The 6,083-nt window shown below is 68.4% G+C and carries 6 protein-coding genes; 5 read left to right on the forward strand and 1 reads right to left on the reverse strand.

All coding sequences use genetic code 11. From position 1 onward, the window contains the following. Positions 1-240 precede the first annotated feature (240 nt). Genes ACFWYM_RS44805 through ACFWYM_RS44815 form a run of 3 tightly spaced genes read left to right on the forward strand, consistent with a single transcriptional unit; the run spans position 241 to position 3,451 of the window. Positions 241-1,554 (forward strand): sugar ABC transporter substrate-binding protein, encoded by a 1,314-nt coding sequence (locus ACFWYM_RS44805; RefSeq protein ID WP_384851339.1) that lies wholly within the window; start codon positions 241-243, stop codon positions 1,552-1,554. Between the two features lie 59 nt (positions 1,555-1,613). Further along, positions 1,614-2,618 (forward strand): carbohydrate ABC transporter permease, encoded by a 1,005-nt coding sequence (locus ACFWYM_RS44810; RefSeq protein ID WP_384851340.1) that lies wholly within the window; start codon positions 1,614-1,616, stop codon positions 2,616-2,618. Beyond that, on the forward strand, positions 2,615-3,451 hold the full coding sequence (locus tag ACFWYM_RS44815; protein WP_384851341.1) for a carbohydrate ABC transporter permease: 837 nt from the start codon (positions 2,615-2,617) through the stop codon (positions 3,449-3,451). Before ACFWYM_RS44810 ends, ACFWYM_RS44815 begins: the two co-directional genes overlap by 4 nt. 23 nt (positions 3,452-3,474) lie before the next feature. On the opposite strand, the gene ACFWYM_RS44820 is transcribed toward ACFWYM_RS44815, so the two are convergent. Further along, positions 3,475-4,377 carry a chitosanase gene (locus tag ACFWYM_RS44820; protein ID WP_384851342.1) on the reverse strand — a complete coding sequence of 301 codons (903 nt, stop codon included), beginning with the start codon at positions 4,375-4,377 and terminating at the stop codon, positions 3,475-3,477. A 156-nt stretch (positions 4,378-4,533) separates the two neighbouring features. Between ACFWYM_RS44820 and ACFWYM_RS44825 the strand changes: the two genes are divergently transcribed. Further along, positions 4,534-4,755 carry a hypothetical protein gene (locus tag ACFWYM_RS44825; protein WP_384851343.1) on the forward strand — a complete coding sequence of 74 codons (222 nt, stop codon included), beginning with the start codon at positions 4,534-4,536 and terminating at the stop codon, positions 4,753-4,755. Between the two features lie 23 nt (positions 4,756-4,778). Further along, entirely contained in the window at positions 4,779-5,897 is a 1,119-nt protein-coding gene (locus tag ACFWYM_RS44830) for a hypothetical protein (RefSeq protein WP_384851344.1), read from the forward strand. The last annotated feature ends 186 nt before the right edge of the window (positions 5,898-6,083 follow it).

Genomic DNA, 6,083 nt, shown 5'->3' on the forward strand with positions numbered 1-6,083 from the left:
GGCTATCGATAGCCCGTCCGGCGATTGAGGACGAGGGCTGCCGCGGAGCGGCGGATTCGGGAAGGGGCGGGGTAGGGGAGAGAAGCAGTCTCTGCAACGGGCGTTGCACGGCGTCGCACAGCGTGCAACGTGGGTCACGGTTCGGCCGCGTATCCGAATGGGTCTAGACCGCCTGGTCAGTGTGTGACCAGAATCGCTCCCACCAACGGAACCTGGAGGGGGCCCGGTATGAAGCCCGGTATGAAGCGACGTGTCCTTGCCGCGGTAGCCATCACCATGACGCTCGGGCTGACCGCGACGGCCTGCGGAGACGACGACAAGAAGGACGACTCGGGTCTCGGTGAGGGCAAGGTCGACGGCAAGGGGAAGACCCTGACCGTATGGATCATGCAGGGGACCAACCCCGACCCGAAGCCCTTCTTCAAGGAGGCCGCCGCGGCCTTCGAGAAGAAGACCGGTGCCAAGATCCACGTCGAGTATCAGGAGTGGGCCACCGCGCAGAAGAAGTTCACGACTGCCATCGCGGCCGGCGAGGACCAGGTCCCCGACGTCGCCGAGGTGGGCACCACCTGGGTGCCGCAGTTCGCCAAGACCGAGGCCCTCGTCGACGTCACCGACCAGGTCAAGAAGTCCGGGCTCAACGACGACCTCGTCGAAGGGCTCAAGGACGCCGGGACGCTCGACGGCAAGCAGTACGGCATGCCCTGGTACGCCGGCGTGCGGTCCATCGTCTACCGCAAGGACATCTTCGAGAAGCACAACCTGAAGGCCCCGACCAACTGGAAGGAGCTTCAGGAGACCGCCAAGACGCTGAAGAAGGAAGAGCCGGGGCTCATTCCCTTCCCCGTCGCCGGTGGTGCGGAGATGTTCGCGACCCCCTTCATCTGGGGGGCCGGCGGTGACCTCGCCAAGGAGGAGGGCGGCAAGTGGAAGTCCACCATCAACTCGCCCGAGGCCATCAAGGGCATTGAGTACTACACCGGCCTCGCCACCAAGGACAAGGTCTCCCCGGCCAAGGTCAACACCTGGACGGAGAAGGAGGTCGGCGACGCCTGGGGCAAGGGCCAGATCGCCATGGCGATCGGCGGCAACTGGACCCCGAAGGCGATCGTCGAGGCCAACCCGAAGCTGAAGGGCAAGCTCGGCGCCGTGCCGATCCCCGGCGAGACCGGCGGCATGAGCAAGTCGTTCCTCGGCGGCTCCTACCTGTCCGCGTTCGACACCAAGAACAAGGCGCTGTCCTGGGAGTTCGTGAAGATGCTGACCACCGGCGAGTTCGCCGCCAAGTGGGCCAAGCAGACCAACTACTTCCCCGGCCAGAACTCCGAGCTGAAGAAGATCGAGGCCCAGAAGGACCCGCTGGTCGAGCCGTTCGCGAAGCAGATGATCGAGGCGGGCGCCACCGTGCCCAAGACGAAGTCGTACGGCGAGATCCAGGCGTCGCAGGTCATCCCGCGCATGGTGCAGTCCATCCTGACCGGCAAGGCCGGCGTCAAGGAGGCCGCGGACAAGGCCGCCAAGGACATGGACGAGATCTTCGCCAAGGAGAAGTAGCAGGCGGGGAGAAGTAGTCGTCGACGGCACCTAGGCAATTGATCGAGGAACCGAACGCCGTGAAGGAAACGCTCGTCGGCGGCGGCGGGTCGAAGATCCCTTCGGCCCGCCGGCCCGCCAAGGAACCCAAGGAATCACCCCCGGCCGCCACGGCCCTGCGCCGCAAGAGGGTCGTCGCGATCACCCGGCCGTGGCTGCTGCTCGCCCCGGCCCTCGTCGTCCTCGCTGGTCTGCTGCTGTGGCCGCTGATCCAGGTCGGCAAGCTGTCCATGCAGGACTACGAGGTCAAGTTCGGCGGCAGCGTCTCCACATTCACCGGCCTCGACCACTACGAGGACCTGCTCACCAGCGAGCTGCTGTGGAAGACGGTCCTGCCCAACACGGTCTTCTTCGCCGTCGCGTGCGTGGCCCTGACCGTGGCCCTGGGCACCCTCGTCGCCCTGCTGCTCAACCGGCTCGGCCCCGTCTGGCGGCTGATCTGCTCGGTCGCCGTCCTGGCGGCCTGGGCGATGCCCGCCGTCACCGGCACCTACGTGTGGGTCTGGCTGTTCTCGCCGCAGGACGGCATGTTCAGCCAACTCGCGGGCCATCTGGGCCTGATCGACCCGGAGACCACCAACTGGTTCACCGAGCGCGGCCCGTTCTACGCCATCGCCACGGTCAACGTGGTGCACCACGGCTTCCCGTTCGTCGCCATCACCGTCCTCGCGGGCCTGATGACGATCCCCAAGGAGCTGTACGAGGCGGGGATGCTGGACGGCGCCAACGCCTGGCAGCGGTTCTGGAAGATCACCGTGCCGACCATCAAGCCCGTCTTCCTCGTGGTGACCATCCTCTCCACGATCTGGGACTTCAAGGTCTTCACCCAGGTCTTCCTGATGCCGGGCGGCAACGGCTCGAACGAGGACGTCGAGAACCTCGGGGTCTTCTCCTACATCGAGGCGTTCGCCAAGGACGACTACGGCACGGGCGCCGCGGCCGCGGTGCTGCTGACCCTGCTGCTCCTGGCGATCACCGTCGTCTACATCCGCACACTGTTCAAGCAGGGGGAGGAGGACCTGTGAACGGCGTTCGCCGGCCCAGCGTCGCCCGTACGACGGGGCTCGTCCTCGCGGTCGTGGCACTGCTCGTCTTCGCGCTCTTCCCCGTCTACTGGATGGTGTCCACGGCGCTCGACCCCAAGGCGCTCACGCGCGGCTCGGACATGCTGCCGAGCGGGGTCAGCATGGAGCACTTCCGGGTGGTCCTGGACCGGGGCAACTTCGGTACGTATCTGCTGAATTCGGCGCTCGTCGGCATCGGCACGATCGTGGCGTCCGCGCTGCTCGCGCTGTTCGCGGCGATCGCGGTGGCGCGCTTCAAGTTCCGCTTCCGCACCTCCGTCCTGATCATGGTCCTGATCGTGCAGATGGTGCCGCTGGAGGCCCTGGTCATCCCGCTCTTCATCCAGATGCGGGACTACGACCTGCTCAACTCGCTGCTCGGCCTGACGATCGTCTACATCGCGCTCTCGCTGCCCTTCGCGATCTGGACGCTGCGCGGCTTCGTGCAGACGGTGCCGAAGGAGGTCGAGGAGGCCGCCTACATCGACGGGGCGTCCTGGCCGCGGATGTTCTGGTCGGTGCTGCTGCCGCTGGTGGCGCCGGGCCTCGTCGCGACCTCGATCTTCGCGTTCATCACCGCGTGGAACGAGTTCGTCTTCGCGTACACGTTCATGAAGTCCAGCGACAAGTACACCGCCGCGGTCGGCATCTTCCAGTTCTTCGGTGAGCACACCACGGACTGGGGGCCGGTGATGGCCAGCTCCACCCTCATCACCCTGCCGGTCATGATCTTCTTCGTGATCGTCCACCGGAAGCTGGGCTCGGGCCTGGCGGCGGGCGCGGTCAAGGGCTGACAACTGCCTGGAGGTGTACGGGACTACGGGACCTTGAACGTCTCCCCGTACACCTTCCAGGTCAGCGGCGTCTTCAGGCTCATGTTGCCGTCGTAGAGGAACTGCCGCTGCGCGGTGTCGATGCGCGTGGTGTCGCGGTGTGCCTTCTCCTTGCTCATCGCCTTCTTCCGCACATCCAGGAAGATGTCGAGATACGCCTTCTCCTTGCCGCCCTGGGCCGGGGTGTCGGCCTCCTTCATGGCGGCCTCGCGCAGCCCGTAGAAGCCGGCGGGGCCGGTGCCCGGGCCGTGCAGGACCATCGCGTCGTAGTAGATGAACTGCCCGAGCGTGCCGAGGCCGTCGAGCTTGGCGAGCCGGACCGCCGGTTCGAAGTAGCCGCGGTCGCGCGCCTCGTCCTGTGCCTTCCGGAAGGCGGGCTCGCCGGCCTCCGCCCGCCACGCCTTGGTGAAGCCCGGGTCGAGCCCCTGGTGCGAGTCGCTGCCGTCGACCTTGCGCAGCGCGGGCAGATAGCGGGCCAGGCCGTTGCCGGGGTGGTCCTTCGTGTAGCGCTCGACGAGGGTCAGCAGGTCGTGGGTGCCGGTGCAGAAGCCGATGATCCCGGCGGTGTAGCCGTGCCCGTCGTCTATGTCCTCGATGTAGCCGTACTGGCCGCGCCAGTTGAGCGTCGAGTTCTCCGCGCTCGCCACGAGCTTCTGGGCCAGGTCCTTCTTGGCGGGTGCGGCGAGCCCGGGCGGCAGGTCCGCGATGAGTTCGTCGTCGGCCTTCTTCTCGGTGGCGGACTTGCCGTCGTCGTACGGGCGCCCGGTGGCGGGCTTCTTGTGCGCGCCGTCTCCGGAGTCGTCGGAGGAGCCGCCCGACACGAGGTAGACGGCGGCCGTCGCCACGGGGGCGGCGACGGCGAAGAGCAGGAGACCGGCACGTTTCATGGCGCCAAGAGTACGAGAGCCCCCGACGGGGCCGCGTGGCCGCCATGGCTCGCCGTGGCCGGGCGGACACGGCCTCGTCACCCGACTATTGACTAATAGTCAATTGCGCACCAGTCTCGGGAGTCGAAGCCAGAGCCGCGCGTCGTGGGAGGTCCCGTGAGCACCGAAGCCGCACTGGAGCAGTTGAGGACGGAGCTGGGGGCGGCGCCCCCGGACTCCTTCGGCGCGCTGACGCCCGAGCAGGCGGACCTCCTCGCCGGGGCCCTGCGGGCGGAGCGCGAGAGCCGGGCCTCGGGCCTCAGCGAGGCCGCCGAGGAGGCGCTCAAGCTGGTGCCCGCGCTCGCCCGCGGACCCGTCCGCCGCATTCTCTTCCGCTGACGACCCGAGGGGCCAGGACAGTCATGGACAAGCTGCGCAGCAGGGCCGAGACCCTGAAGATCGCCCGCCTCCTGGACGTGGACCCTGAACGGCTCGCGTTCCTCGGCGAGTTGCCCGTCGAGGACGTACGGCGCTTCCGTGAGCAGACCGTCGCCGCGCTCTTCGACCGCGCCCCGGAGATGCTCGACCGGATCGCTTCCGCGACCAAGCTGGTGCCCGCCGGAGTGGCCGCCGCCATCTCGCAGAAGGCCCTCGGCCCGCGGCTCGCCGCCGCGGTGGCCGGCCGCCTCGACCCGGGACGGGCCGCCGACATCATCGAGAAGCTGCCGGTCTCCTTCACCGCCGAGTCCTGCGGGCACCTGGACCCGCGGCGCATCGGCAAGATCGTGGACCGGCTGGACGAGAACCTGGTGGTCCGGGTGTCGGTGGCGCTCGCCGAGCGCGGCGACTACCTGACGATGGGGCGCTTCGTCGGCTACCTCAGGGACTCGGCGCTGAAGCGGATCCTGCCGCAGGTCGGCGACGAGGCCGTCCTGAAGACGGGCTTCGCCATCGACGTGCCCGAACGGCTCGGCCAGATCATCGAGTTGATGGGCGAGGAGCGGCTCGCGACGGTGATCGCCGCCGCGGGCGACGGCGCCGGGCCCGCCGGCCCCGGGCTGTGGCCCGAGGCGCTCGCGGTCGCCGGGATGGTGCCGGGGGAGCAGCGCGGGCGGATCGCCTCGCTGGCGGCGGGACAGCCGCAGGAGCGGCTCGACTCACTGGTGACGACGGTGGCCGCGCAGGACCTGTGGGAGTCCTTGCTGCCGCTCGTCGCGCTGTTGAGCGAGGAGGAGCGGCAAACGGTCGCGGTGCTGCCCTCGCTGCGGGAGGAGGGGGTCCTCGGCGGGGTGGTGCGGGCGGTCGTCGCCACCGGGCTGTGGGCCGAATTCCTGCCGCTGGTGGAGCTGTTGCCCGATGTGTCCCGCAAGATGGTCGCGGACTCGGCGGCTGCGCTCTCGGACGGTGAACTGGATGCGCTGGCCCTTGAGGTCTCCAAGCAGGACCTGTGGGAACTGGTGCTTCCGCTGGTCGAGTTGATGGACGACGAGGCGAAGACGCGGATCTTCGAACTGCCGGCCTTCCAGGAGGCGGCGGGGTAGGGGGTGCGGGTGCCCCTGCGGGGGCCTTTTTCCCCAGTCCCGCCCCTTCCCGAATCAGCCGACTCCGTCGGCCCTGGGGCGGCCTTCCTGGGGCTTTGCCCCTAGACCCCCTTATCGGCCTGGACGGCCTCGTCCTCAAGCGCCGGACGGGCTATCCCTCTAGCCCGTCCGGCGCTTGAGCTGTCT

The sequence above is a fragment of the Streptomyces sp. NPDC059009 genome (assembly GCF_042740175.1).
Taxonomy (GTDB): Bacteria; Actinomycetota; Actinomycetes; order Streptomycetales; family Streptomycetaceae; genus Streptomyces.